This window comes from Caulobacter sp. Root1455 (genome assembly GCF_001426905.1).
Lineage (GTDB): Bacteria > Pseudomonadota > Alphaproteobacteria > Caulobacterales > Caulobacteraceae > Caulobacter.
This window is the reverse complement of record NZ_LMFQ01000023.1, coordinates 203,880-224,529: the sequence shown is the minus strand read 5'-3', so window position 1 is coordinate 224,529 and position 20,650 is coordinate 203,880. Positions and strand designations below refer to the sequence as shown.

Here is a 20,650-nt window from a genome sequence, read left to right as displayed (position 1 = left end):
ATCAGGATTCGCGATATCGGTAGCCGACGCCATACAGGGTTTCGATGGAATCGAACTCCGGATCGACCTGGCGGAACTTCTTGCGCATGCGCTTGATGTGGCTGTCGATGGTGCGGTCGTCGACATAGACCTGATCGTCGTAGGCGGCGTCCATCAGGTTGTCGCGGCTCTTCACGAAGCCCGGGCGCTGGGCCAGCGATTGCAGCAGCAGGAACTCGGTGACCGTCAGGCGCACCGGCTTGCCGTCCCACAGGCTGTCGTGGCGCGCCGAATCGAGCGTCAGCTTGCCGCGCTTCATGATCTTGGAATTGGCCGAGCCCGGCGCGGCGCCGGCGGCGTCTTCCTCCTCCGGACGGGCCCGGCGCAGCACGGCCTTGACCCGCTCCAGCAGCAGGCGCTGGCTGAACGGCTTGTGGATGTAGTCGTCGGCCCCGAGGTTGAAGCCGAGGATCTCGTCGATCTCGTCGTCCTTGGAGGTCAGCATGATCACCGGGATCTCGGTGGTCTGACGCAGGCGGCGCAGCACTTCCATGCCGTCCATGCGCGGCATCTTGACGTCCAGGATCACCAGGTCGGGCGCCTGGCTCTCGACCGCGTCGAGTCCCGACGCGCCGTCGTAGTAAGCCTTCACCACGTGGCCATGGCTTTCCAGCGCCAGCGAAACCGAGGCGACGATGTTTTCGTCGTCGTCGATGAGAGTAATATCGGCCATCGAGCCCTAAGGGTCCTTTCGAAGAGTGCCTGTCGATACTACCGACCGGCGACGCCCGCTACAACGCACCCCCCAACAACGCTTAGGGGCGGCTAAGCTTTCCCGATCTTTTGCGGCTCCAGCGTGGCGCGATTGCGGCGCGTCCCGACGAGCGTGTCCGGCGGCAACCTCACCTTAAGGTCTTGTATCCCATAACCGAGCCTCGGGGAGCGTTTTGCCGATGAGCGATCAAGTCCATTACGAGCTGTTCGTGCGCCGCAAGCCCGGCGCGCAGTGGACGCTCGACATGGCGACGGAGGTCCGCACCCACGCCCTGCAGACCGCCGAGGAGGCGCTGGAGCAGGGCCGAGCGATCGCCGTGCGGGTCAGCAAGGAGACCCTCGACCCCGAGACCCGCGAATACAAGTCGATCTCGATCTTCACCAAGGGCCAGGTCGACGGCGGCAAGCCCAAGAAGGTGCAGGAGGATCTCGAACCCCTCTGCGTCCAGCCGGCCGACCTCTACACCGCCCACGCGCGCGACCGCATCGGCCGGCTGCTGGAAGGCTTCCTGGAGCGTCACCACGCCACCCCGTTCGAGCTGCTGCACCGTCCCGACCTGGTCGAGAAGCTGGAAGCCTCCGGCACCGACCTGCAGCACGCCCTGCAGAAGATCGCCATCCCCGAGGCCGAGGCCCGGGGCATGTCGGTCCACGAGCTGATCCGCACCTTCCAGGGCCTGGTCGAGCGCACCGTCGCCAACCTGATGAAGGCGTTCAAGAAGGGCGACCTGCCCGACCTGGACAAGGAAGGCTTCGCCCGCGCCGCCGAACGGCTGGCCATCGATCCCGACCGCGCCTTCCTGCTGGGGGCCGGCGTCGCCGCCTCGATCGCGCCCGGCAAGAACTGGTCCGAGAAGCTGGCCCGCCTGCTCGACCTGGCCGACGCCGCCCCCACCGAACCCAAGGCCCGCGCCGCCGCCCTGGCCGCCATCGAGACGCCCCTGGCCGAGATCATCGGCTCCAAGGCCGGCATGGCCGACCTGCTGGGCGCTGACAGCGCCGGGGGCGACGCCGACCTGGGCACGACATTGGCGGCCATGACCCGCCTGGCGGGCGGCGCCCAGGTCGAAGGCCTGATCCGCGTCGAGGCCGGGGTGCGCAACTGCATGCCCGAGCTGAACGGCACGGCCAAGCGCCTGTGCGACTGGCTGAGCGGCGAGGAATTCCCCGCCGTGCGGATGTCGATCGCCCAGCGGGTGCTCAAGGAGCTGAACGGCGTGCGCCGCCTCAAGCCCGCCGACGCCGAGGCCGAGATCGAGTTCCTGCGCGCCCTGGCCATGAGCCTGACGGCCGCCGCGGGCCGCATCCTGCCGCCGGAAGACATCACCAGCGCCTTCACGACCCGGTCCAAGACCCTGCTGAACGGCGAGTTCATCGAAGCCCTGCTCGGCCGCGACCGCTCGTCGCGCGAGGAGGTGCAGATGCTGATCCGTCTGGCCGAGAACGTCATGGGCGCGGTCAACAAGCGCACGGCCGCCCGCTGGCTGTCGGCCAACGTCCTGGCGCTGCGCTTCGAGCGCGAGCTGCGCCAGGGACCGGACTCGGCGGCCGCCAAGCTGGCCGCCCTGGCCGCCCTGCAAAGGTCCCTGGTCCGTTCGGGCCTGGTGGTCGAGGACTACGAACCCCTGTGCGCCCGGCTGGGCGAGGTGGGCGGCATGATCGAGATCGACGCCCGCCTGGTCGCCATGCTGGTCCGCGCCCCCGCGCCCCTGCCCCAGAAGATCTCGGTGCTGATCAAGCTGGCCATGGGCGAGGCGGGCCCCACCGGCCCCGTCGCCGACAAGGCCAGGATCGAGGCCATGAAACTGGCCCGCGCGCCGGAAGCCCGGGAAGAACTGGCCAACTCGCCCGAGACCATGGAGCTGCTCAAGGGCATGTTCCAGCAGAAGGCGGCGGCTTAGGCGGCTCGCCCTCTCTCAAAGAGAGAGGGATTTGGCCAGCGCCTCGACCACGCGATCCACATCCCCATCCGCCATCGTCGGATACAGCGGCAGGGTCAGGCAGCGAGCGTACCAGGCCTCGGCGCCGGGCAGGTCCAGGGCGCCGTAGCGGGTCTGGTAGTAGGGCTGGGTGTGCACCGGGATGTAGTGGACCTGGCTGCCCACGCCGCGCGCCTTCAGCGCCTCGACCACCGCGCGGCGGCTCGTGCCGGCGGCTTCGAAGTCGATCAACACGGTCAGCAGGTGCAGGGCCGGGTCGGACCAGGCCGGGCTGGTCGCCAGGCGCGCGGTCGGGGCCAGGGCGGCCAGCTTCTCGGCATAGAGCGCCGTCAGGGCCCGGCGACGGGCCACGAAGCGGTCGAGCTTGGAAAGCTGCGAGATCCCCAGGGCGCAGAGCACGTCGGGGATGCGGTAGTTGAAGCCCAGCTCCGGCATCTCGTAGACCCAGGGCTCGGCGCCGGCCGGGCGGACCATGCCGTGGCCGCGCAAGGATCGGGCCCGGGCCGCCAGGGCCGCGTCATTGGTGGTCAGCATGCCGCCCTCGCCGGTGGCCAGGGTCTTGACCGGATGGAACGAGAAGCTGGCGAAGCTGGAAAAGGCGCCGTCGCCGACCGGGTGGGCGACGCCGTTGAAGGTCCCGACCGAACCCAGGGCGTGGGGCGCATCCTCGACCAGCACCGCCCCGGCCCCGGCCGCCAGCTCGCGCAGGGCCGGCAGGTCGCAGACGTCGCCGCGCAGGTGGACGGGCAGCACGGCCTTGATCCGACGGCCGCCGAACGGGCCTGAACCGGCGCGGTTCAGCGCCTCGGCCAGGGTCTCGGGCGTCATCAGGCCGCTGCCCGGATCGACATCGGCGAACACCACCTCGGCCCCGACATAGCGGGCGCAGTTGGCGGTGGCCAGGAAGGTGACCGAGGGCGCGATGCAGAGATCGCCCTCGCCGATCCCCAGGGCCAGCATGGCCAGGTGCAGGGTGGCGGTGCCGTTGGCCACGGCGATCGCGTGCTCGGCCCCGACCTTCCGCTTGAACGCCGCCTCGAAGGCCTCGACGGTGGGCCCCGTGGTCAGGAAGTCGGCGCGCAGGGCCGCCGCCACCGCCGCCACGTCGTCGTCCTCGATGGTCTGACGGCCGTAGGGCAGGAAGGGGAGCGGCGCCGCGCTGTCTCCCGCGGAGGGCGGCATCAGGCCTTCTCGGCCAGCATGGCGTTGAGGCCGTCCTCGCTGAGCCAGTCGTCGTTGTTGTCGCTGCTGTAGCTGAAGCCCTCGGCCACGTCCTTGGCCTCCGCTTCGCCCCGGAAGGCCTTGCGCGGATATTCCACGAAGGTCGGCTCGATCACATAGCGGTCGGAAAGCTCGACGGTGGCGCGGGCGTCGTCGGCGCTGATCATCATCTCGTGCAGCTTCTCGCCTGGGCGGATGCCGACGATCTTCATGCCGACGTCCGGCGACATGGCCTTGACCAGGTCGGGCATGGTCATGGACGGGATCTTGGGCACGAAGATCTCGCCGCCGCGCATGATCTCCAGCGACGACAGCACGAACTCCACGCCCTCGTTCAGGGTGATCCAGAACCGGGTCATCCGCGCGTCGGTGACCGGCAGCTCGGTCACGCCCTGGCCCAGCAGGCGCTTGTACAGCGGCACGACGCTGCCGCGCGAGCCGACCACGTTGCCGTATCGGACCACGGAGAAGCGGGTGCCGATGTCGCCCGACAGGTTGTTGGCCGCCACGAAGGTCTTGTCGGAGGCCAGCTTGGTCGCGCCGTACAGGTTGATCGGGTTGCAGGCCTTGTCGGTCGACAGGGCCACCACCTGCTTGACGTGGTTGTTGAGGCTGGCCCAGACCACGTTCTCGGCGCCCAGCACGTTGGTGTGGATGCATTCGGAAGGGTTGTATTCGGCGGCCGGCACCTGCTTCAGCGCCGCGGCGTGGATGACGATGTCGACGCCGCGCAGGGCCAGGGTCAGGCGCTCACGATCGCGCACGTCGCCCAGGAAGAAGCGCATCTTGCCATAGGTCGCTTCGTCGAACTGCTCGCGCAGCTCCAGCTGCATGTCGCTCTGCTTCAATTCGTCGCGGGAATAGACGATCACTTTGCGCGGGTCGGCGCGTCGCAGGACGGTCTCGATGAAACGACGGCCAAACGAACCGGTGCCGCCGGTCACCAGGATGACCTTGCCGTCCAGATCGAGGGTTTTCGGTGAAAAGCGCCCCAATTTCAGTCTCCTGCGCCCCCGCCGCGAGCTGTACGCGGTCTGCCGCGCGCGGGACGATTCATGGTTAACGCCCCTTTGTGCCCGTCAGACGTAAAGAGGACGTCAATCCCATCGTGCCATAAGGGCGCATGCGCCGCGCAATCGCCCTGTCCGTCTTGTCGCTGCTGGCCGCCGCCAGCCTGGCCGCCCCGCCCGCCTTCGCCGGTCACGGCAAGGCCGAGAAGGCCGCGCCCGTGACCTATTTCGCCCTGCAGCCCCTGACGGCGACCACGATCCGCCGCGACGGCCGCCGGGGCGTCATGACCCTCGAGACCGGGGTGCAGTCGCCGGATCCGGCCCTGATGGAGCGCGCCCAGCAGTCCGAGCCCCGCCTGCGCGCCGCCTTCGCCCAGGTGCTGATGACCTACACCGCCAACCTGCCGCGCGGCGCGGCGCCGGACCTGAACTATCTGGGCGGCCAGATGCAGGACGCCGCCGACAAGGTCCTGGGCCGCAAGGGCGCCAAGGTGCTGCTCGGCTCGGCGATGGTGAACTAACTCACCGTCATCCTCGGGCTTGTCCGACGATGACGGGCCTGGGGGCGTCACTTCTTCCGCCGTTCCCTGAAGAACCCCCGCAGCAGGTCCGCGCTCTCCTGGGCCATCACCCCGCCGACGACCTCGGGCCGCCAGTGGCAGGTGGGCTGGGCGAAGAACTTCGGGCCGTGGACCACCGCCCCGCCCTTGGGATCCTCGGCCCCGAACACCACCCGGCCGATCCGCGCGTGGCTGACCGCCCCGGCGCACATGGCGCAGGGCTCCAGGGTCACCACCAGGGTCAGGTCGGTCAGGCGGTAGTTGCCGAGCTTGGCGGCGGCGATCCGCATGGCCGCGATCTCGGCGTGAGCCGTAGGGTCGTGGGCGCCGATCGGACCGTTGCCGGCCTTGGCGATCACCTCGCCCGTCGCGGGGTTCAGGATCACCGCCCCCACCGGCGTCTCGCCGCGCGCCGCGGCGGCACGCGCCTCGTCCAGGGCCAGAACCATGGCGGCTTCGTCGGTGAGCGAGGGGGCGGTGATGGTCATGACTCCGGGGTCAAAAGGCGGACATGGCCGGCCAGGCCGACGTCGACCGCCCTTCTGGCAAGCCTCGCGTCGGCCGTGACGAGGGGAACATCGCGCAGCAGGGCGAGGGTCAGGTAGATGGCGTCGTAGGTGGAAAAGCTGTAACGGGCCGCAAGATCATAGGCCGACACAGCCAAATCGCTCAGAGGCGCGACCTCGTCCAGCAGATACGGCAGCTTCTCGATTGTCTCGCGAGCCGCCACCTTCGAAACCAAGCCGCGTCGAACCAGCCGGCTCGCGACAAACACAAACTCGGCGAAGATCAGGTCCGGCGCGCTGCGTCGCACCTCCGCACGGAAGAACGGCAGTGTCCCGCCCGGACGCGATCCCGAAAGCAGCCAGTTCACGGCGACCGAAGCGTCCAGCACCACTTCATCGCTCATAGCGCTCGTCGCGCTCATCACGGCCTTCTTGGATCAGGGCGACGATATCGACATCGTCCGTCAAGGGAGGCGACCGCTTCTGGAACCAGTCGACCATCGCCGCGAGCCGGTCATTGGCCAGTTGATCTAGCAGGGCGACACAGGCGCCGGACCGGTCGCCGCCATGCTCCTTCACATGCTCGTCGATCATACGCAGGGCACGCGTGTGGAGCGCCGCGATCGGCAGGACGATGGCTTCCGTATCCTGGTGTTGAAAGCTCGCCCCGTCCTCGGCCACGCCGAGCGCGGCGGCCTTTACGAAGCTCACCTGACGCGCCGCGAGGTCCAACGTGGCGGTCTTCCACCCGGCGTCCAGCCAGGCGGCCGCCTGTGAGTGGCCCGCGCGGGTGTTCGACCACCAGGGCTGAGCATCGTAGGCCGAGGGCGGCAATGAAAAGCCCAGGATCCTTTCGATCTCCGCGAAGGAGAGACGCACCTCGCCGTGCTGGAACATCCCCTCGAGGTGACGCTTCAGCGGTTCGTACTTCGTCGGCTTCATAGTATGTCTCCGCGATACACGAAGTATATACTATTCCTGATATGCGTCCACCTTGATCCCCGCCCGGTTCGGTGCGCATTAGAAAACCGCCCATCGTGAGATGCGCCCAGCCCTTGAAGGACCGACGCCGTGACCGAGAAATACCAGCCCCACCTGCATGACAACGCCATTCCGGGTCAGGACGACGACGGAGAGGGCGCGCGGGTCGCCAAGATGCTGGCCCGGGCCGGCGTGGCCTCGCGGCGCGCGGTCGAACGGCTGATCGAGGACGGCCGGGTGGCGCTGAACGGCGAGGTCCTGACCACCCCCGCCGTCAAGGTCCGCCCCGGCGACATCCTGACCGTCGACGGCAAGATGATCGACGAGCCCGAGGCGACGCGGGTGTTCCGCTATCACAAGCCCAGCGGCTTGATGACCACCCACAACGATCCCAAGCAGCGCCCGACGGTGTTCCAGGCCCTGCCGCGCGACCTGCCGCGCCTGATCTCGGTCGGACGCCTGGACCTCAACTCCGAGGGCCTGCTGCTGCTGACCAATGACGGCGCCCTGTCGCGGGCGCTGGAGATGCCGCAGAACGCCTGGGTGCGCCGCTATCGCGCTCGCGCCTTCGGCGACACCACCCAGGCCAAGCTGGACAAGCTGAAGGACGGGTGCACGGTCGAGGGCGTGCGCTACGGCCCGATCGAGGCCCGCCTGGACAAGGCCCAGGAAAAGGCCGGCGGTAAGAACATCTGGATCACCCTGTCGCTCAGCGAGGGCAAGAACCGCGAAGTGCGGCGGGTGCTGGAGTCCATCGGCCTGAAGGTCAACCGCCTGATCCGCCTGTCCTATGGCCCGTTCGCGCTGGGGACGCTGCTGCCGGGCCAGGTCGAGGAGGTCGGGCCCCGGGTGATCCGCGAACTGCTGGAAGGCATCGTCGCCGAAGAGAACATGCCCAAGGGCGACAAGCCGCAGTTCATCGGCGTGGCCGATCCGCTGAAGGCCGTCGGCACGGCGGGCGGCGGCGACATGCAGCGACGCGGCGTGCCCCGCACCAACAAGGCGGTTCAGACCTCGATCCTGATCCCCGACGAAAAGGTCGAGGAAGAGAAGTTCGTCCGCAAGCCGGGCTGGGCCAAGCCCAAGAAGAAGCCGTCGATCGTCGGCCGCGAGCCCGTGCGTCCGGCCAAGAAGTCGATCGAGAGCAAGATGATCGGCCCCAAGCCGCTGTCCTACCGCGACGCGGCCGCCAAGCGGATCCGCGACAAGGAGATGGCCGACAAGAACGCGGCCGACAAGCGCGCCGCCCAAGGCAAGGACGCCCGACCCTCGAAAGGGTCCGACAAGCCGAAGCTCGGCGCGCTGCGGGCCAATGGCTACAAGCCGCTGGGCGACGGTCCGGCTCAGAAGGACGGCAGGACGGGCGGCAAGCCCGGCACGGTCAAGGCGGCGGGCCCCAAGACCGCCGGCCCCAAGACCGCCGGCTCCAAGCCCGGCGAGGCGGGCAAGGTGTGGTCCAAGCCGGGCATGGCCAAGTCGGCCGGCGCTCGCCCCGACGGCCCCAAGGGCGCCCCGCGCGCAGACGCCCATAGGGGCGCTCCGCGCGCAGATGCCCACGGGGGCGCTCCGCGCCCGGGCGGCAAGCCCAGCGGTCCGCGTCCGGGCGGCTCGGGGGCTCCGCCGCGCGGCAAGCGGTGACGCTCTAGCTCAGGTGGCCGCCAGCCGGGTCCAGCGACGCAGCGGCGCCCACCGCGCGGCGATCTCGGCCAGGGCCACGTAGCCGGCCAGCATCAGGGGCGCGATGACCAGGGTCTCGGGCGGGAAGGCGTGCGGCGGCTCGGGCTTCAGCGCCATCGGCTGGATGAACAGCAGGATGACGATGTTGTTGGCCGCGTGAGCTCCGATGGCGAATTCGACGCCGCCCAGGCGCAGGGTCATCCAGGCCAGTCCCACGCCCATGGCCAGCCGCGTCAGGAAGGCGTCGAGATTGGGATCGAAATGGATCGCCGAGAACAGCAGGCCGCTCAGCACCAGCACGACGCGCGGATCGGGGAACCAGGCGCCGACCACCTTGATCAGCCAGCCCCGGAAGACCAGCTCCTCGGCGGCGGCGGCGATCAGCAGCAGGGACACGACCATCAGCGCATAGATCAGGCGTCCAGCCAGGTCCGGGCTGACCGCCAGGATCGGCGCGCCCGGCGCCTTGGGGTCCAGCGCCGCCGAGGCCAGCAGCAGCGGCCCGATCGTCACCGCGAACAGGCCCAGGCCCAGCAGCAGCAGCCGCCAGCGGAACCGGGGCGCGATCGTGAAATACGACGCCAGCCGGCGGCGGTGCAGCAGCGCGGCGACCCCCACGAAGGCGAGGGCCATGCCGCCGTTGGCGAAGGCCAGCAGGCTGAGCATGAAGGCGACCTGGGTGAAGCCGGTCGGCGTCTCGCCGCGGCCGATCGCGGCCATCATCCGCTCGGGCGCATCCACCCCGCCGCCACCGATCGCGAAGGCCACGAACACCGCGGCGCCGCAGATCACGGCCGCCAGCACGGCCGCGATCATGCCGATGGGCAGGGTCAGCAGAAGCGGAACGACGCGCCGGTCGGCCGGCGTCAGATCGTCCAGGAACGGCGACCGTCGAAGCTCTGCTAGCACCACTGTTTTCGATCCTGACCCAGGATCATCGCTAGGCGTTCGCCGCGCGCGGCGCAAGCCATGCGATACGCGACTTGCCGCGATGGCCGGCGCGCGGCACACATCCGGGCAGAAACGCGGCGGGACAGGAAGCGGGGCGCGCATGACCGATATCACCGACAAGGAAGCACAGCACCTGCACCGGCTGATCCTGTTCTCGGACGCGGTGTTCGCGATCGCCATCACCCTGCTGGCCATCGAGATCCATCCGCCCGAGGGCTGGCATGGCGACGTGGGATCGTTCTTTCACCTGATGGCCGCCAAGCTGCTGGCCTACGCGGTCAGCTTCGCCGCGATCGGCGTGCTGTGGATCAGCCATCGCCGCACCTATTCCCGCCTGGTGAAGGCCGACGGCGTGCTCGACGTGCTCAACTTCCTGATGCTGGGCCTGGTGGCGCTGCTGCCCCTGGGCACCCAGCTGCTGTGGGAAGCCAACAGCGCCGGCGCGCTGATCCTCTATGTCGGCCTGGTCGCCGGCGTCGGGATCGCCCAGGGCCTGGCCTGGGGCTACGCGGCCTTCATCGGCAAGCTGGTCGAGCCGATCGACCTGTCGACGCGGCTGTTCATCCTGGCGCGGGTCTCGCTGCTGCCCGGCCTGTTCTGCGGCCTGACGTTCGTCAGCGTGCTGACCGGCACGGTCTGGGGCTTCATCGCCATCGCGGTCGTCTCGGCGGCCCTCACCCTTATCGGTCGTCGCCTGCAGCCCAAGCCCGACGCGGCCGAGGCCGAGGCCTGAGCATGCGCGTCGTCTCGGGCCGGTATCGCGGCAAGGCCATCGCCACCCCGCCGGGCGACACCACCCGCCCGACCTCCGACCGGGCCCGGCAGGCGGTGTTCAACATCCTCGAGCACGCCGCCTGGGCGCCGGAGCTGCACGGCGCGCGGGTGATCGACCTGTTCGCCGGCTCCGGAGCCCTGGGCCTGGAGGCGATGTCGCGCGGCGCGGCCTTCTGCCTGTTCGTCGAGACCGACGACGCCGCGCGCGGCGCGATCCGCGAGAACATGGAAGCCTTCGGCCTGTTCGGCCAGGCCCGGGTGCACCGGCGCGACGCCACCGATCCGGGCCCGCGCCCCGGCAGCGTCGGCGCGCCGTTCGACATCGCCTTCCTCGACCCGCCCTACGCCAAGGGCCTGGGCGAAAAGGCCCTGGCCGCGCTGGTGGCCGGCGACTGGCTGGCGCCCGGCGCGATCGTGATGTTCGAACGCGGCCGCGACGAGCCCGATCCGGCGCCGGCGGGGTTCGAACGGCTCGACGCGCGCGACTATGGGGCCGCGCGCGTCTTCTTCTTCCGTCTCGCCTAGCATTCGAGCGAAGTGGATGCCGGTTCGCGTGAAGAAAATGCGCGAAAGCAAAGACCTAGCTACCAGCCCCGCGCCGTGACGCGGTTGTCCAGCTGACTGCGCAGGTTGGCCGCGCCTTGGCGGGTGATCCGGTAGGGCCCGCCGTCGGTACTGGCGATGAAACGTCGCCGCTTGAGGGTCTTGAAGACCCCCAGCGTGCAGTCGCTCAGGCGCCAGCCCTCGCCGGTGATGCAGTCGGCGCCGACGATGCGGCCTTTGTCGTCACGCAGGAGTTCGATGCGGGCGCCCTGCGCCAGCGCGTGCAGCGTGCGTTGCTGCGGCTTTGAAATGTTCAAGGAAGTGGTCCGAAGATCGAGGCGTGAGAACGCGTCCCTCGCGAGAGACGCGACGGATCGGGGCCTGATCAGCTTGCGAACGGGAGGTTCGGAGCCTTAGGCCCGGGCCTCGAACACAATCTCGGACATGAACCACACTGGATTTCGGACGGGCGGAGCCTAGCGCACGCCGCGCCGGACCGTCATCCCCCTAGGGGTCGAGAGACCAAGGCCGAGCCGGCCTGTGTCCGCGCGGCAACGCCGCCGGGTCTCGCATGACGGGCCTAGGCCTACTTCTTCTTCGCCTTGGCCGGCGTGGTCTGGGCCACCTTGACCGGCGCGCCGTCGCCGCGGGCCTCGGCGACCAGGCCGGCGCAGTCGGCGTCCTTGGCCTCGCCGCCGGTGACGAAGGGCAGGACGGCGGCCAGGGGCGTGACGAACAGACCCAGCGCCGCGGCCACGCCGCCTTGCGCCACCGCCCCGCCGGTCTCCAGACCGACCTTCGGCGCCATGAACGGCCCCTTGACGGTGATCGGGATGAACAGCCGCACCAGGCGCGGCTTCTTGCTGTCGCCGTTGATCCTCAGGTCCATGCGCTCGGTCCGCAGATCGATCGTTCCCTTGCCGCGCGCCAGCACCACGCCGGTGTCGGCGACGATGTGGTTGGAGGTCATGATCCCGTCCTTGACGCCGAAGTCGGCCACCGCGCAGCGGACGCTGGTCTCGCGGTTGTCCTTGCTCAGCAGCAGCAGCAGGCCCTTGGAGGCGTTGACGCCCAGCAGTTCGGCGAAGGCCTGGCGGATCTGGCCCTTGGGCGACACCAGCGTCACCTGGCCGCTGGCGCTCGAGGCGGCGCGGTGCACCGAATTGCCGTAGCCGGTGAGCTTGGCGCGCGCCATCACCCCGCCCTCGATGGCCGGCTTGCCGCCGCTCTGGATCGGGATGAAGTCCTCCAGCTTGGCGTTGGTCAGGCGCAGGTCGAGATCGGTGCGCGGCGTCTTGGGATTGGCGTCCAGCCGTATCTTGCCGGTCAGGTCGCCGCGCGAGAAGGTGAAGGCGATCGGATCCAGGGTCAGGACGCCCTTTTCCAGCGTCAGGTCGGCGCGGACCTTTTTCAGCGGCAGGCCTGGGGCGTTCACCGCCAGGGCGCGATACTTGACCTTGGCGTCCATGGCCTTGACGCGCTCGACCTGCAGGGTGGCGTCGGGCAGCAGCCGCTGGGTGGCGTCGCGCTGGGCGGCCTCGACCTTCTGACCGGCCGAGGCGGTCTCGCCCCTGCCGGTGGCGGGCGCGGCGCCCACCAGGCTGCCCATGTCGTCGAAGTCCAGGCGCTTGGACTGCAGGTCGGCTTCCAGATAGGGCCGCTCGCGCCCCATCAGCACGAACAGGTCGCCGGAAACGTCGCTGTCGCCCACTCGGCCGCTGAGCTTGTTGAAGTCGAACCGCTGGCCGTTGCGGGTCAGGTGGCCGCTGATCCTGTAGGGCGGGGTGTTGGGCAGGGCCAGGCCGGTCAGGCCGTAGAGGCGGTTCAGATCGGCGCCCGACACCGTCAGCTGGGTTTCGAACAGGCCCAGATTGAACGGCTTGGTCACCTGGCCCTTGGCCAGCACGTGGGTCGAGCCGGCGTCGACCTTGGCGTCGAACGGATAGGGGCGGTTGGGCGAGATGTTCAGCAGCGGCCCGCCGGTGACCAGGGCGGTGAACGGCGAACGGTTCAGCTGGCCCTTGCCCTCCAGCACGAACTTACCGCGTCCGTCGCCGGTGACCTCCTCGTTCGAGCTGACCGTGCCCAGGAAGAAGATGTCGCGCTGCTGGTCCTCGTAGCGCAGCTGGCCGTCCTTGATGATGAAGTGCTGGATGGCCGGCAGCTTGAGCGGTTTCTGGGGCGCGTTGGGGTCGCCGAACGTCCAGTTGGCGCGGCCCGAGCTCTCGCGCAGCAGGCGCACGTCGGGACGGTCCACGGCCAGCAGCGGCAGGATCACGTCGCCCTTCAGCAAGGGCAGCAGCTTGATCTGCACGGCGATGCGATCGACCTTGGCCATCGGCGTCCCGGCGGGCGAGCCCTTCGGATCGGCCTTGGCGGCCCAGTCGGGCTGGGCGACGCGGACGCCCAGCGCCTCGACCTTGGGCGAGAACGACCAGGGGTGGACGCGCAGGTCGCCGGTGATCACCACCTCGCGGTTCAGCTGGGCCGAGGCGAAGCGGCCCACCGGCCCCCGAAACCAGTTCCAGTCGAACAGCACCAGGAAGACGACGATCGCGACCGTCAGCAGGATGGCCCCGATCATCCCCCAGCGGGCGCGCGGCGGCAGGCCGCGCAGGCGCGCGGCCAGGCTGGGCCCTTGAGCAGATTGAGGATTGGGGGCGAGCGTTGTCAGGTCGGAACCTCCGGATACCCGTCCACAACGCGCGGACGGGGTCCTTATGTTCCGAAGTCGGCCAAACCCGGCGCTAAAGCGCTGGCGAGGCCTAGTAGACTAGTCTCAGGCTGCCGACCCCGATCGCGGCCAGCACGAAGGCGACGATCGCCACGATCTCATAGGTCTTGAAGAGCGGCTTGCTCGGTTGGCGCATGATGGAAGTTCCCCCGTCCCGATTTGATGCGTGCGGCTCTGCCTCACGCAAGCCCCGGGCCAAAAACCTGAGTCGTCACGGCGACTTGCCTGGCCAGACCAGGAAGCCGTCCGCGTCGCGGCCCGCGACGCGATAAGTTAGATGGCGCGCGCCCAAACGATCGTCCTCGAGGCGATCGTCCTGGGACGGTCGTTCCTCGTGACCCCGATAGCCATGGTCCGGAGCGACCTGGCTCCAGCCGCCGTAGCGATCGCCGCGCAGCGGCGCGTCCACCACATCGAGCGGTCGCTGATAACCCCAGCGGTCGAAATCGCTCCAGCCCGCCTGGACCTCGCACTCGACGCGATCGTAGCGATAGGCGCCGCCCGGACCGGTGACCCGCCGCGTGACGCACTCGCCAGGCCGTTCCTCGGCCGATGCGCCGCCCCACGCCGCGCAGGCGGCGGCGAGAACGAGCAGCGGAAGCAGGCGGCGGACCATGGCGAAAACTCCAGAAGGTTAACAAACCAGAGCCCCCACCCGGTTTCGCCCGCTTTCACCCTCAACGCGAGCTTGGCCATGAAGATTCATCAGGCGATTGCCACGGCCGTGTCGGCCGCATAGCGTGAGTCAAACAGTTGTTTGAGGCGAGCATGGCGATCGAGGCGGTGATCTGGGATTTCGGCGGCGTGTTCACCACCTCGCCGTTCGAGGCCTTCCGGCGGTTCGAGGCCCAGCGCGGCCTGCCCCGGGACTTCATCCGCCGGGTCAACGCCGCCGACCCCGACGCCAACGCCTGGGCGCTGTTCGAGCGTTCGGAAATCGACGCGGCGGCTTTCGATGCGATGTTCCTGGAGGAGGCCGTGCGGCTGGGTCACGCGGTGCGCGGCGCCGAGGTGCTGCCCCTGCTGTCGGGCGACGTGCGGCCGCGGGTCGTGGCGGCGCTGAAGACCTGCAAGGCGCGGTTCAAGGTCGGCTGCATCACCAACAACGTCGCCACCGGCCACGGCACGGGCATGGCGGGCTCGGCCGAGAAGGCGCAGGCCGTCGCCGACATCTTCGACCAGTTCGACGCGGTGATCGAAAGCTCCAAGGCGGGGGTGCGCAAGCCCGATCCGCGCATCTACGCGATGATGTGCGAGCAGTTGGCGGTCGAGCCCGCCGCTTGCGTCTATCTCGACGACCTGGGGGTCAACTGCAAGCCGGCGGCGGCCCTGGGCATGACCGCCATCAAGGTCGCCACCGAGGACCAGGCGCTGGAGGACCTTGCGGCGGCGACCGGTTTGGCGTTCTGAGGGTTCGACAAAGTCGAACGTCAGGAGCCGCCATGTCCCGCCCCGCCAAGATCGGCGCCGCCGCCGCCCTCTCCCAACTGGAAGGCTGGGCCGCCGTGTCCGAGAAGGACGCGATCGGCAAGACCTTCAAGTTCGCCGACTTCAACGCCGCCTTCGGCTTCATGACCCGCGTGGCCCTGAAGGCCGACCAGCTGGACCATCATCCGGAGTGGTTCAACGTCTACAACCGGGTCGAGGTGGTGCTGACCACCCACGACGCGGACGGCGTCAGCGACCTGGACGTGACGATGGCCAAGTTCATGGATTCCATCGCGTAAGGGCCGCGCTGGCCCCCTCCGTCACGCCGCGTATTCGCGGCGCGCCACCTCCCCCGTTGCACGGGGGAGGAGTACGGTTCAAACTAATGTTTGAATTATAATCGGGAGGACGTCGAAAATGGCGCAGAGCACGGGCCGGGTCGCCGGCAAGAAGGCCTTCATCACGGGCGGGGCCCAGGGCCTGGGCGCGGCGGCCGCGCGGCGGCTGGCGCAAGAGGGCGCCAAGGTCAGCCTCGCCGACATCAACTTCGCCGGGGCCCAGGCGGTGGCGGCCGAGATCAACGCCGCCCACGGCGCGGGCACGGCCTTCGCCTTCGCGCTGGACGTCACCCAGGAAGACCAGTGGATCGAGGCGCTGGAGAAGGCCGACGCGGCCATGGGCGGGATCTCGGTCCTGCTCAACAACGCCGGGGTCGCGGGCGACAGGCCGCTGGAGCAGATGGAGTTCGACCTCTGGAAGAAGATCATGTCGATCAATGTCGACAGCGTCTTCCTGGGCGCCAAGCACGCGCTGAAATACATGCGCGCCCATCAGCCGGGTTCGATCATCAACATCAGCTCGATCGCCGGCCTGATCGCCAACCACAATTCGCCGGCCTACAACGCCTCCAAGGCCGGCGTCTGGCTGCTGAGCAAGAACATCGCCCTCTACTGCGCCAAGATGGGGCTGGATATCCGCTCCAACTCGATCCATCCGACCTTCATCGACACCCCGATCCTGGATCCGCTGAGCCAGCGCCTGGGCAAGGAGGAGGCCCACGCCAAGCTGGGCCGGCAGATCCCGCTGGGCCACATCGGCGAGCCGAACGACATCGCCAACGCGGTGCTCTACCTGGCCAGCGACGAGAGCAAGTTCATGACCGGCGCCGAACTGAAGCTGGACGGCGGCATTTCGGCGATGTGAAACGAGCCGACCTCCCCCTGTGGGGGAGGTGTCGGCCGAAGGCCGACGGAGGGGGAGCGATCGGCAGTCGGCCAGGTCTCGGATCGACGATCCCAAAACTCCCCCACCGATCGCTGCGCGATCGCCTCCCCCACGGGGGGAGGCCCTAGGCGCTACCGCGGCGCCCGCTTGGCCAGGATCCGCTGCAACGTCCGTCGGTGCATGTTCAGCCGTCGGGCGGTCTCCGAAACATTGTGGCCGCACATCTCGTAGACCCGCTGGATGTGCTCCCAGCGGACCCGGTCGGCGCTCATCGGATTTTCGGGCGGGACCGGGGCGGCGTCCTTGGCGGCCAGCAGGGCGCGGGCCACGTCGTCGGCGTCGGCCGGTTTGGAGAGGTAGTCGATCACCCCGGCCTTCACCGCCGCGACGGCGGTGGCGATATTGCCGTAGCCGGTCAGCATGATGACCTTGGCGTCCGGGCGGACGTCGCGCACGGCCTCGACGACCTTCAGGCCCGTGCCGTCCTCCAGCCGCATGTCCAGCACCGCGTGGGCGGGCGCGGAGGTTCGCAGGGCGCTCATCGCCTCGGCGACCGACGCGCAGAGCGTCACCGCAAATCCGCGCTGTTCGAGCGCTCGACCCAGGCGCGTACGCAAGGGCGCGTCATCGTCGAGAAGCAGCAGGGACTTGTCGGGCAAAGCCGCGACCATCTCACTGATATCCGCCATAAAATTCAGCGCCTCCCAACGCCGACACTCAACCAGGCCACGAACAAGATATCTTGCTGCCCAATTCCCGAGTGTCGCAAGTGTTTCATTAAAGCTCGCTCGCCCCGATGATCGCCGGCGCCTCCAGCGCCGACCGCGGCCAACGCGCCGCGACCACCGCGCCGCCGCGCCGTCCGTTCTTGAAATCCACCGTGGCCCCGGTCCGTTCCAACAGGGTCTTGGCGATGAAGAAGCCCAGGCCCATGCCGATATGGCCGGTCCTGGAGCCCTCGGCCCCGGGACGCGAGGTGACGTAGGGCTCGCCCAGCTTGGCCAGGATCTCCGGCGAGAACCCCGGCCCGTCGTCGCGCACCTCGATCACCACGGCGCGGGCGTCGAAGCGGGCCACGACGATGACCTCGGCCCGGGCGAAGTCGACGGCGTTCTCGACGATCGTCGTCAGGGCGTGAAGAATCTCGGCGCGCCGCCAGATGTCGGGCGCGGAATCGCCGGGCGGTCCGTTGACCACCGCCTCGACCCGGACGCCGTGGATCATGTGCGGCTCGATCACCTCATGGACCAGCTGCACCAGGCTGATGCGTTCGTGGACGGCGTCCTTGGCCTCGGGCATCTCGGTCAGCCGGGCCAGGATCTCGCGGCAGCGCGCGGCCTGGCCGATCATCAGCTCGGCGTCCTCGCGGGTCTGCTCGTCGGGAGCGTTGCGGACCATCTCGCGCGCCACCACCGAGATGGTGGCCAGGGGCGTGCCCAGCTCGTGGGCGGCGGCGGCGGCCAGGGCGCCCAGGGCCGACAATCGCTGCTCGCGGGCCAGCACCGTCTCGGTGACGTTCAGCGCCAGCTCCATCCGCGCCGATTCCGTCGCCGCCTGCCAGGCATAGGCCCCGGTCACGGCGATGCCCAGGACCCGCGACAGGACGATGGTCATCAGGGTCAGCCCGCCAGGCACGGGTCCCGGCCCCGCCGCCGGCCGGTAGGGCAGGGGCAGATAGAAAAAGGCCAGGACCACGCAGGCCGCCACCGCCAGGGTCCCGATCCCCGCGGCGAACCGGGCCGGCAGGGTGGCGGCGGCCAGGGTGACCGGGGCGATCAGCAGCAGGGAGAACGGATTGATGATCCCGCCGGTCAGGTAAAGCATCCCCGCCAGCTGCAGGGTGTCGAAGGTGATCTGCAGCGTGGCCTCGCCCTCGCGCGCCATCCGCTGCCCGCCGAACGCCAGGCCGATCAGCACGTTCAGCCAGGCCGACATCGCGATCAGGGAAAAGCACAGGGCGTAGGGGATCTTCAGGTCCAGGAGCAGGCCGGCCACCAGCACGGCGGCCGTCTGGCCGATCACCATCACCCAGCGTTGGGCGATCAGGGTGCGGACCCTCAGGCGTCCCCGACGCAGCCCCGGCCCCGCCCAGGACCAGTCCTCGTCTTGCGCCGCCTCGACGTCAGGCTTATCGAGCCCCGATCGAGGCGAACTATGCGGCGCATTCTTGAGAGACGCGTCTGCCATGTCGCACCTTAAGGCCAGAAATTCTCGTCTGGCGAGAGCGAAAGGTTCAACGTCCATGCCGCGTCATCGGTTGTTCGCGATTCTGGCCGGTCTGCTGGCCGTGCTTGTGGCCGGCGGACTGATCTTCAGGGCGGGCGTCTTCGACAAGGCTCCACCGCCCTCCCTGGTCGGCGGACCCTTCCAGCTGGTCGACCAGAACGGCCATCCGACCACGGAGGCGACGCTGAAAGGCCAGTGGAACGCGGTGTTCTTCGGCTTCACCTACTGCCCGGACGTCTGCCCCGGCACCCTGCAGGCCCTGGCCGCCGCCAGCGACCGGCTGGGCCCCAAGGCCAAGGACCTGAAGATCGTCTTCATCTCGGTCGATCCCGGCCGCGACAATCCCGAGCAGCTGAAGACCTTCCTGTCGGGACCCACCCTGCCGAAAAACATCGTCGGCCTGACCGGCACGCCGGCCCAGGTGGCCGCCGCGGCCAAGGCCTATCGCGCCTATTACAAGCAGGTCGGCGACGGACCGGACTACAGCGTCGACCATTCGACCGCGATCTATCTGATGGATCCCAAGGGCCGGTTCGACAAGGTGATCGCCTACAACCTGCCGCCCGAGGAGATCGCCCGGCAGATCAAGGACGCCATGGAGGGTCGGTAGAACCGCGACACCGCACCGCTATCGGAAGTCTGTACTTTCTTAGGCTTCGGCGTGTTATGCTGCATCGCAACATACTGGATGCGCCATGCTGTACGCCCTGCATGAGGCAAGCTTCTATGCCTCGACCCCCCTGCGCCTCGCGGCCCGCGCGGCCCGCGACTTCTGGGGCTCGCCCCTGAATCCGGCGGCCGAGAGCGATCTTGGCCGGCGCATTCACGCGGGCGCCAACCTTTTCTCCAACGTCACCCGCCGCTACGGCAAACCGGACTGGCGCATCGACACGGTCAAGGTGGGGCAGATCGACGTGCGCGTGCGCCCGACCGTGGTCTGGGAAAGCCCCTGGGCGCGGGTGATCCAGTTCGACCGCGACATGGCCGACATGCGCCGGGCCGGCAAGTTCCAGCTGGACCCCGCCGTGCTGATCGTCGCGCCCCTTTCAGGTCACTACGCGACCTTGTTGCGGGGCACGGTCGAGGCCTTCCTGCCCGACCACGCCGTGTTCATCGTCGACTGGGTCAACGCCCGCGACGTCTCGGTCCTGCAGGGCCGCTTCGACTTCCACGACTATATCGACCACATCCGCGACATGCTGCGGGTGCTGGGTCCGCGCCCCAACGTCGTGGCCGTCTGCCAGCCCGGCCCGCCGGTCCTGGCCGCCGCCGCCCTGATGGCCGAGGACGGCGATCCGTCGCGGCCCGCCAGCATGACCTTCATGGGCTCGCCGATCGACGCGCGCCTGTCGCCGACCGTGACCAACAACCTGGCCGAGGAAAAGCCGTTCGCCTGGTTCCAGTCGAACATGATCTACACCGTGCCGCCGCCCTATCCGGGCATGGGCCGGCGCGTCTATCCGGGCTTCGTCCAGCTGGCCAGCTTCATGAGCATGAACGCCGAGAAGCACCAGCAGGCGCACCAGCGCTACTTCCAGGACCTGGTGAAGGGCGACGGCGACAGCGCCGACAAGCACCTGGAGTTCTACGACGAGTACCTGTCGGTGCTGGACCTGACCGAGGAATTCTATCTCCAGACCATCGACATCGTCTTCCAGCAACACCTGCTGCCCAAGGGCGAGCTTTCCCACCGCGGCCAGTTGGTCCGGCCGGACCTGATCACCGACATCGGCCTGATGACGGTCGAGGGCGAGAACGACGACATCTCCGGCATCGGCCAGACTCAGGCCGCCCACGCCCTGTGCTCGTCCCTGCCCGAGACGATGAAGGAAGACTACATCCAGCCGAACGTCGGCCACTACGGGGTGTTCAACGGCCGCCGGTTCCGCGAGGAGATCTATCCGCGGGTCCGCGACTTCATCCTCAAGAACGATCCGAACTTCGGGGGCTGAAGCCTGCGCGTCCAGGCCCTCCCCCTGTGGGGGAGGTGATCGCGCAGCGATCGGAGGGGGCGTTATCGGGTCGTCGATCCTGCCTGTGATGGTCGCCGTCGCATCCCCCCGCCGGCCTTCGGCCGCCTCCCCCACAGGGGGAGGGCCTGGCTCGGCCTTGCGCGACTCCC

22 protein-coding genes are annotated in these 20,650 nt (G+C 68.9%); 10 read left to right on the top strand and 12 right to left on the bottom strand.

Annotated elements, in window-relative coordinates:
• Window position 1: 1 nt before the first annotated feature.
• Window positions 2-712: a response regulator transcription factor gene (locus ASD21_RS16840; RefSeq protein ID WP_056443770.1), complete on the bottom strand. Its 711-nt coding sequence runs from the start codon at window positions 710-712 to the stop codon at window positions 2-4.
• 220 nt (window positions 713-932) lie between these two features.
• Here ASD21_RS16840 and ASD21_RS16835 point away from each other — a divergent pair, with 220 nt between their 5' ends.
• Entirely contained in the window at window positions 933-2,654 is a 1,722-nt protein-coding gene (locus tag ASD21_RS16835; RefSeq protein WP_056443769.1) for a hypothetical protein, read from the top strand.
• Between the two features lie 15 nt (window positions 2,655-2,669).
• Here the strand turns inward: ASD21_RS16835 and pseC are convergent, their stop codons facing one another.
• The gene (gene pseC / locus ASD21_RS16830) at window positions 2,670-3,875 is read right to left on the bottom strand and encodes a UDP-4-amino-4,6-dideoxy-N-acetyl-beta-L-altrosamine transaminase (RefSeq protein WP_056443768.1); all 1,206 of its coding nucleotides are present in this window, start codon (window positions 3,873-3,875) and stop codon (window positions 2,670-2,672) included.
• On the bottom strand, window positions 3,875-4,909 hold the full coding sequence (pseB, locus tag ASD21_RS16825; protein ID WP_056443766.1) for a UDP-N-acetylglucosamine 4,6-dehydratase (inverting): 1,035 nt from the start codon (window positions 4,907-4,909) through the stop codon (window positions 3,875-3,877). The genes pseC and pseB overlap by 1 nt, the downstream gene beginning before the upstream one ends.
• 128 nt (window positions 4,910-5,037) lie before the next feature.
• Between pseB and ASD21_RS16820 the strand changes: the two genes are divergently transcribed.
• On the top strand, window positions 5,038-5,445 hold the full coding sequence (locus ASD21_RS16820) for a hypothetical protein (RefSeq protein WP_056443763.1): 408 nt from the start codon (window positions 5,038-5,040) through the stop codon (window positions 5,443-5,445).
• A gap of 47 nt (window positions 5,446-5,492) precedes the next feature.
• Here ASD21_RS16820 and ASD21_RS16815 read toward each other — a convergent pair whose 3' ends face one another.
• Genes ASD21_RS16815 through ASD21_RS16805 form a run of 3 tightly spaced genes read right to left on the bottom strand, consistent with a single transcriptional unit; the run spans window position 5,493 to window position 6,932 of the window.
• Window positions 5,493-5,972, bottom strand: a complete 480-nt coding sequence (locus tag ASD21_RS16815; RefSeq protein WP_156390526.1) for a nucleoside deaminase — start codon at window positions 5,970-5,972, stop codon at window positions 5,493-5,495.
• Window positions 5,969-6,412 (bottom strand): type II toxin-antitoxin system VapC family toxin, encoded by a 444-nt coding sequence (locus ASD21_RS16810; RefSeq protein ID WP_082554815.1) that lies wholly within the window; start codon window positions 6,410-6,412, stop codon window positions 5,969-5,971. Before ASD21_RS16810 ends, ASD21_RS16815 begins: the two co-directional genes overlap by 4 nt.
• Window positions 6,384-6,932, bottom strand: a complete 549-nt coding sequence (locus tag ASD21_RS16805) for a DUF7662 domain-containing protein (RefSeq protein WP_056443761.1) — start codon at window positions 6,930-6,932, stop codon at window positions 6,384-6,386. The genes ASD21_RS16810 and ASD21_RS16805 overlap by 29 nt, the downstream gene beginning before the upstream one ends.
• 129 nt (window positions 6,933-7,061) lie before the next feature.
• On the opposite strand from ASD21_RS16805, the gene ASD21_RS16800 reads away from it, so the two are divergent.
• Window positions 7,062-8,609 (top strand): pseudouridine synthase, encoded by a 1,548-nt coding sequence (locus ASD21_RS16800; RefSeq protein WP_056443756.1) that lies wholly within the window; start codon window positions 7,062-7,064, stop codon window positions 8,607-8,609.
• A gap of 9 nt (window positions 8,610-8,618) precedes the next feature.
• Here ASD21_RS16800 and ASD21_RS16795 read toward each other — a convergent pair whose 3' ends face one another.
• The gene (locus ASD21_RS16795) at window positions 8,619-9,557 is read right to left on the bottom strand and encodes a CPBP family intramembrane glutamic endopeptidase (RefSeq protein ID WP_056443753.1); all 939 of its coding nucleotides are present in this window, start codon (window positions 9,555-9,557) and stop codon (window positions 8,619-8,621) included.
• A gap of 142 nt (window positions 9,558-9,699) precedes the next feature.
• Here ASD21_RS16795 and ASD21_RS16790 point away from each other — a divergent pair, with 142 nt between their 5' ends.
• Both ASD21_RS16790 and rsmD read left to right on the top strand, forming a co-directional pair.
• Window positions 9,700-10,332, top strand: coding sequence for a TMEM175 family protein (locus ASD21_RS16790; RefSeq protein ID WP_056443750.1), 633 nt, complete (start codon window positions 9,700-9,702; stop codon window positions 10,330-10,332).
• A 2-nt stretch (window positions 10,333-10,334) separates the two neighbouring features.
• On the top strand, window positions 10,335-10,898 hold the full coding sequence (gene rsmD, locus ASD21_RS16785) for a 16S rRNA (guanine(966)-N(2))-methyltransferase RsmD (RefSeq protein ID WP_056443746.1): 564 nt from the start codon (window positions 10,335-10,337) through the stop codon (window positions 10,896-10,898).
• 59 nt (window positions 10,899-10,957) lie between these two features.
• Here rsmD and ASD21_RS16780 read toward each other — a convergent pair whose 3' ends face one another.
• The 3 genes from ASD21_RS16780 to ASD21_RS16770 form a co-directional block, all read right to left on the bottom strand.
• On the bottom strand, window positions 10,958-11,233 hold the full coding sequence (locus tag ASD21_RS16780; RefSeq protein ID WP_056443743.1) for a YjhX family toxin: 276 nt from the start codon (window positions 11,231-11,233) through the stop codon (window positions 10,958-10,960).
• Window positions 11,234-11,502: 269 nt separating this feature from the next.
• The gene (locus ASD21_RS16775) at window positions 11,503-13,500 is read right to left on the bottom strand and encodes an AsmA family protein (protein ID WP_056443740.1); all 1,998 of its coding nucleotides are present in this window, start codon (window positions 13,498-13,500) and stop codon (window positions 11,503-11,505) included.
• 361 nt (window positions 13,501-13,861) lie between these two features.
• On the bottom strand, window positions 13,862-14,266 hold the full coding sequence (locus tag ASD21_RS16770; protein ID WP_056443738.1) for a hypothetical protein: 405 nt from the start codon (window positions 14,264-14,266) through the stop codon (window positions 13,862-13,864).
• 152 nt (window positions 14,267-14,418) lie between these two features.
• Here ASD21_RS16770 and ASD21_RS16765 point away from each other — a divergent pair, with 152 nt between their 5' ends.
• From ASD21_RS16765 to ASD21_RS16755, 3 genes are all read left to right on the top strand, one after another.
• Complete coding sequence (locus tag ASD21_RS16765; RefSeq protein WP_056443736.1) at window positions 14,419-15,060, top strand: HAD-IA family hydrolase; 642 nt, start codon at window positions 14,419-14,421, stop codon at window positions 15,058-15,060.
• A gap of 32 nt (window positions 15,061-15,092) precedes the next feature.
• The gene (locus ASD21_RS16760) at window positions 15,093-15,377 is read left to right on the top strand and encodes a 4a-hydroxytetrahydrobiopterin dehydratase (RefSeq protein WP_056443733.1); all 285 of its coding nucleotides are present in this window, start codon (window positions 15,093-15,095) and stop codon (window positions 15,375-15,377) included.
• Between the two features lie 118 nt (window positions 15,378-15,495).
• A complete protein-coding gene (locus ASD21_RS16755) occupies window positions 15,496-16,281 on the top strand; it encodes an SDR family oxidoreductase (protein ID WP_056443728.1) in 786 nt (261 codons plus the stop codon).
• 152 nt (window positions 16,282-16,433) lie between these two features.
• Here the strand turns inward: ASD21_RS16755 and ASD21_RS16750 are convergent, their stop codons facing one another.
• Together ASD21_RS16750 and ASD21_RS16745 are read right to left on the bottom strand one after the other, a co-directional pair.
• Window positions 16,434-16,991: an ActR/PrrA/RegA family redox response regulator transcription factor gene (locus tag ASD21_RS16750; protein WP_056443726.1), complete on the bottom strand. Its 558-nt coding sequence runs from the start codon at window positions 16,989-16,991 to the stop codon at window positions 16,434-16,436.
• A gap of 88 nt (window positions 16,992-17,079) precedes the next feature.
• Window positions 17,080-18,489: an ActS/PrrB/RegB family redox-sensitive histidine kinase gene (locus tag ASD21_RS16745; RefSeq protein ID WP_056443724.1), complete on the bottom strand. Its 1,410-nt coding sequence runs from the start codon at window positions 18,487-18,489 to the stop codon at window positions 17,080-17,082.
• Between the two features lie 55 nt (window positions 18,490-18,544).
• On the opposite strand from ASD21_RS16745, the gene ASD21_RS16740 reads away from it, so the two are divergent.
• A complete protein-coding gene (locus tag ASD21_RS16740) occupies window positions 18,545-19,138 on the top strand; it encodes an SCO family protein (protein ID WP_056443719.1) in 594 nt (197 codons plus the stop codon).
• An 85-nt stretch (window positions 19,139-19,223) separates the two neighbouring features.
• Window positions 19,224-20,480, top strand: a complete 1,257-nt coding sequence (locus ASD21_RS16735; protein ID WP_056443716.1) for a polyhydroxyalkanoate depolymerase — start codon at window positions 19,224-19,226, stop codon at window positions 20,478-20,480.
• Window positions 20,481-20,650: the final 170 nt, after the last annotated feature.

Coding starts and splice junctions, on each gene's coding strand:
- ASD21_RS16840 (WP_056443770.1), bottom strand. CDS start 712: ATGGCCGATATTACTCTCATCGACGACGACGAAAACATCGTCGCCTCG.
- ASD21_RS16835 (WP_056443769.1), top strand. CDS start 933: ATGAGCGATCAAGTCCATTACGAGCTGTTCGTGCGCCGCAAGCCCGGC.
- pseC (WP_056443768.1), bottom strand. CDS start 3,875: ATGCCGCCCTCCGCGGGAGACAGCGCGGCGCCGCTCCCCTTCCTGCCC.
- ASD21_RS16820 (WP_056443763.1), top strand. CDS start 5,038: ATGCGCCGCGCAATCGCCCTGTCCGTCTTGTCGCTGCTGGCCGCCGCC.
- ASD21_RS16815 (WP_156390526.1), bottom strand. CDS start 5,972: ATGACCATCACCGCCCCCTCGCTCACCGACGAAGCCGCCATGGTTCTG.
- ASD21_RS16810 (WP_082554815.1), bottom strand. CDS start 6,412: ATGAGCGCGACGAGCGCTATGAGCGATGAAGTGGTGCTGGACGCTTCG.
- ASD21_RS16805 (WP_056443761.1), bottom strand. CDS start 6,932: ATGAAGCCGACGAAGTACGAACCGCTGAAGCGTCACCTCGAGGGGATG.
- ASD21_RS16790 (WP_056443750.1), top strand. CDS start 9,700: ATGACCGATATCACCGACAAGGAAGCACAGCACCTGCACCGGCTGATC.
- rsmD (WP_056443746.1), top strand. CDS start 10,335: ATGCGCGTCGTCTCGGGCCGGTATCGCGGCAAGGCCATCGCCACCCCG.
- ASD21_RS16775 (WP_056443740.1), bottom strand. CDS start 13,500: ATGATCGGGGCCATCCTGCTGACGGTCGCGATCGTCGTCTTCCTGGTG.
- ASD21_RS16770 (WP_056443738.1), bottom strand. CDS start 14,266: ATGGTCCGCCGCCTGCTTCCGCTGCTCGTTCTCGCCGCCGCCTGCGCG.
- ASD21_RS16765 (WP_056443736.1), top strand. CDS start 14,419: ATGGCGATCGAGGCGGTGATCTGGGATTTCGGCGGCGTGTTCACCACC.
- ASD21_RS16760 (WP_056443733.1), top strand. CDS start 15,093: ATGTCCCGCCCCGCCAAGATCGGCGCCGCCGCCGCCCTCTCCCAACTG.
- ASD21_RS16755 (WP_056443728.1), top strand. CDS start 15,496: ATGGCGCAGAGCACGGGCCGGGTCGCCGGCAAGAAGGCCTTCATCACG.
- ASD21_RS16750 (WP_056443726.1), bottom strand. CDS start 16,991: ATGGCGGATATCAGTGAGATGGTCGCGGCTTTGCCCGACAAGTCCCTG.
- ASD21_RS16745 (WP_056443724.1), bottom strand. CDS start 18,489: ATGGCAGACGCGTCTCTCAAGAATGCGCCGCATAGTTCGCCTCGATCG.
- ASD21_RS16740 (WP_056443719.1), top strand. CDS start 18,545: ATGCCGCGTCATCGGTTGTTCGCGATTCTGGCCGGTCTGCTGGCCGTG.
- ASD21_RS16735 (WP_056443716.1), top strand. CDS start 19,224: ATGCTGTACGCCCTGCATGAGGCAAGCTTCTATGCCTCGACCCCCCTG.